General features: G+C 73.5%; 2 protein-coding genes. Both read left to right on the top strand.

Annotated features, from left to right (window positions below; translation table 11 throughout):
* Positions 1 to 2,586, top strand: a 2,586-nt coding sequence (locus Q0195_RS11835; RefSeq protein WP_299278754.1) for a DEAD/DEAH box helicase, incomplete at its 5' end; no start/stop codon positions are given.
* A gap of 13 nt (positions 2,587 to 2,599) precedes the next feature.
* Positions 2,600 to 3,094, top strand: a complete 495-nt coding sequence (gene ybaK / locus Q0195_RS11830; protein WP_299278751.1) for a Cys-tRNA(Pro) deacylase — start codon at positions 2,600 to 2,602, stop codon at positions 3,092 to 3,094.
* Positions 3,095 to 3,213 lie beyond the last annotated feature (119 nt).

The raw sequence follows: 3,213 nt of genomic DNA, 5'->3' as shown, positions 1-3,213 counted from the left end.
TACGAGGGCTTCGCCACCTGGGCGGAGGGCACCGGCCGCGCGCTCTACCCCCACCAGGAGGAGGCGCTGCTGGAGATCACCACCGGCTCGCACGTCATCGTCTCCACCCCCACCGGCTCGGGGAAGTCGATGATCGCGCTGGCCGCCCACACGGTGGCGCTGGCCCGGAACGAGCGCACGTACTACACCGCCCCGCTCAAGGCGCTGGTGAGCGAGAAGTTCTTCGACCTCGTCGAGCTCTTCGGCTCGCGCAACGTCGGGATGGTCACCGGCGACACCGCGATCAACCCCGACGCCCCGATCATCTGCTGCACCGCGGAGATCCTGGCCAACCAGGCGCTGCGGGAGGGCGCGGAGCTGGACGTCGGCGTCGTCGTCATGGACGAGTTCCACTTCTACGCCGACCCGCAGCGCGGCTGGGCGTGGCAGATCCCGCTGCTCGAGCTGCCCCAGGCGCAGTTCGTCCTCATGAGCGCCACGCTCGGGGACGTCTCCTTCTTCGAGCGCGACCTCGAGCGCCGCACCGGCCGCGACGTCGCCGTCATCGCCGACGCCGAGCGCCCGGTCCCACTGACCTTCGAGTACTCCGTGGAGCCGATCCAGGACCTGCTCGTGCGGCTCGTCCAGCAGGACCGCGCGCCGGTGTACGTGGTCCACTTCGCCCAGAAGGACGCCGTCGAGCGGGCGCAGTCGCTGACCTCGGTCAACGTCGCCTCCCGTGAGCGGCGCGCCGAGATCGCCGAGGCGATCGGGGACTTCCGCTTCTCCAAGGGGTTCGGGCAGACCCTCTCCCGGCTGCTGCGGCTGGGGATCGGGGTGCACCACGCGGGCATGCTGCCCCGCTACCGCCGGCTGGTGGAGCGGCTCACCCAGGCCGGGCTGCTCGCCGTCGTGTGCGGCACCGACACCCTCGGGGTGGGGATCAACGTGCCCATCCGCACCGTCGTCCTCACCTCGCTGACCAAGTTCGACGGCGAGCGCTCGCGCCACCTGACGGCCCGCGAGTTCCACCAGATCGCCGGCCGGGCCGGCCGCGCCGGGTACGACACCACCGGTGAGGTGATCGTCCAGGCCCCCGAGCACGTCATCGAGAACGCCAAGGCGCTGGCCAAGGCAGGCGACGACGAGCGCAAGCGCCGCAAGATCGTGCGCAAGAAGGCACCCGCCGGGGTGGTGAACTGGACCGACAAGACCTTCGAGCGGCTGCGCGACGCCGACCCGGAGCCGCTGACCAGCCAGTTCCATGTCACCCACACCATGGTGCTGTCGGTGCTCGCCCGGCCGGGCGACCCGGTGCAGACCATGTACCGGCTGCTCACCGACAACCACGAGCCGCCCACCCCGTGGAACCCGCACCTGCGGCGGGCGGTGGAGATCTACCGCTCGCTGCGCACCGCGGGGGTGGTCGAGCACGCCGACGCCGAGTGGCGCCGCGCCAACCCGGGCAAGCCGTACGTGTGGCTCACCGTGGACCTGCCGCGGGAGTTCGCGCTCAACGCCCCGCTCTCGCCGTTCGCGCTGGCCGCCATCGACCTGCTCGACCCGGACTCCCCGGAGTTCGCGCTCGACGTCGTCTCCGTCATCGAGGCCACCCTGGAGGACCCGCGCCCGCTGCTCTACGCCCAGCAGCGCCACGCCCGCGGGGAGGCCATCGCCGCGATGAAGGCCGAGGGCATGGAGTACGAGGAGCGGATGGAGGCGCTGGAGGAGGTCACCTGGCCCCGCCCGCTCGCCGAGCTGCTCGAGGCGGCGCTGGCGACCTACCGGCAGACCAACCCGTGGGTGGCCGACTACGAGCTCAAGCCGAAGTCGGTGGTGCGCGAGATGGTGGAGAACGCGATGACGTTCTCCGAGCTCGTCTCGCGCTACGAGGTCGGCCGCAGTGAGGGGGTGGTCCTGCGCTACCTCACCGACGCCTACCGGGCGCTGCGCCAGGTGCTGCCTGAGCACGCCCGCACGGACGAGGTGGAGGAGATCATCACCTGGCTCGGGGACCACATCCGGGCCGTGGACTCCAGCCTGCTCGACGAGTGGGAGGCGATGTCCGCCGCCCGTGCCCCCGCCGCCGACGGGGCCGGTCAGGACGCGGCGCCCGAGGGGGCGGAGCGGCGCTTCGGCGAGGGGCCCGACGGCGCGCCGGTCGCCTTCACCCGCAACCGCCACGCCTTCCGGGTGGCGGTGCGCAAGGCGCTGTTCACCCGGGTGGAGCTGCTCTCCCGGGAGCACTACGAGCCGCTGGGCGCGATGCACGCCGCCGACGGCTGGGACGCCGAGCGCTGGGAACGGGCGATGGACCCGTACTGGCAGGAGTACGACTGGCTGGGCATCGACGTCCAGGCCCGGGCCTCCGCGCTCGTGGCGGTCGACGAGCGTCCCGCCCGGGAGGACCTGCTGCGCGCCGGCCTGCCCGAGGACGACGACGCCGCGTTCGCCAAGGCGGCGGAGGGCCGGCTGTGGCTGGTGCGCCAGACCTTCGACGACCCGGAGGGCGACCACGACTGGGGCATCTGGGCGGTGGTCGACCTCGACGCCAGCGACGAGGCGGAGGGGGCCGTCGTGCGGGTGCTCCAGGTGGGCCCGCGGTGAGCCGGGGGCCGGTGTGGTGAGGCGCAAGGCGCCCGCGGGCACCCCGGCGCTGCGCGCCCTGCAGGAGGCCGGGGTGGAGCACGTGGTGCGCGAGTACACCCACGACCCGTCGAGCGGGCTGTCCTACGGCCTGGAGGCGGCGCAGGCGCTGGGCGTCGACCCGGCGCGGGTGTTCAAGACGCTCGTCGCGGAGGTCGACGGCGGGCTCGTCGTCGCCGTCGTCCCGGTCACCGGCGAGCTCGACCTCAAGGCGCTCGCCGCGGCGGTGGGCGGGAAGCGCGCCCAGCTGGCCGAGCGGGCGGCGGCGGAGCGGGCCACCGGGTACGTCGTGGGCGGTATCTCTCCGCTCGGGCCGCGGCGGCGGCTGCCGGTCGTGGTCGACGAGTCGGCGCTGGAGCACGCGACGGTGCTGGTCAGCGCGGGCCGGCGGGGCGCGGACGTCGAGCTCGGCCCGCGTGACCTCCTCGCGCTCACCGGGGCGACGACGGCGCGGGTGGGCCGGCGGTGAGCCGCGCGCGGCGGAGCCGGACGGTGCCGGAGCCGGCGCTGCCGCCGCACCTCGAGCCGGGCGATGCGGCCAGATCGGAAGAGCACACGTCTGAACTCCAGTCACACAGCAGAATCTCG

It is taken from the genome of uncultured Georgenia sp., from assembly GCF_937958535.1.
Taxonomy (GTDB): Bacteria; Actinomycetota; Actinomycetes; order Actinomycetales; family Actinomycetaceae; genus Oceanitalea.
Note: the sequence above shows the minus strand (reverse complement) of the source record. Positions and strands in the feature narration are given on the sequence as shown.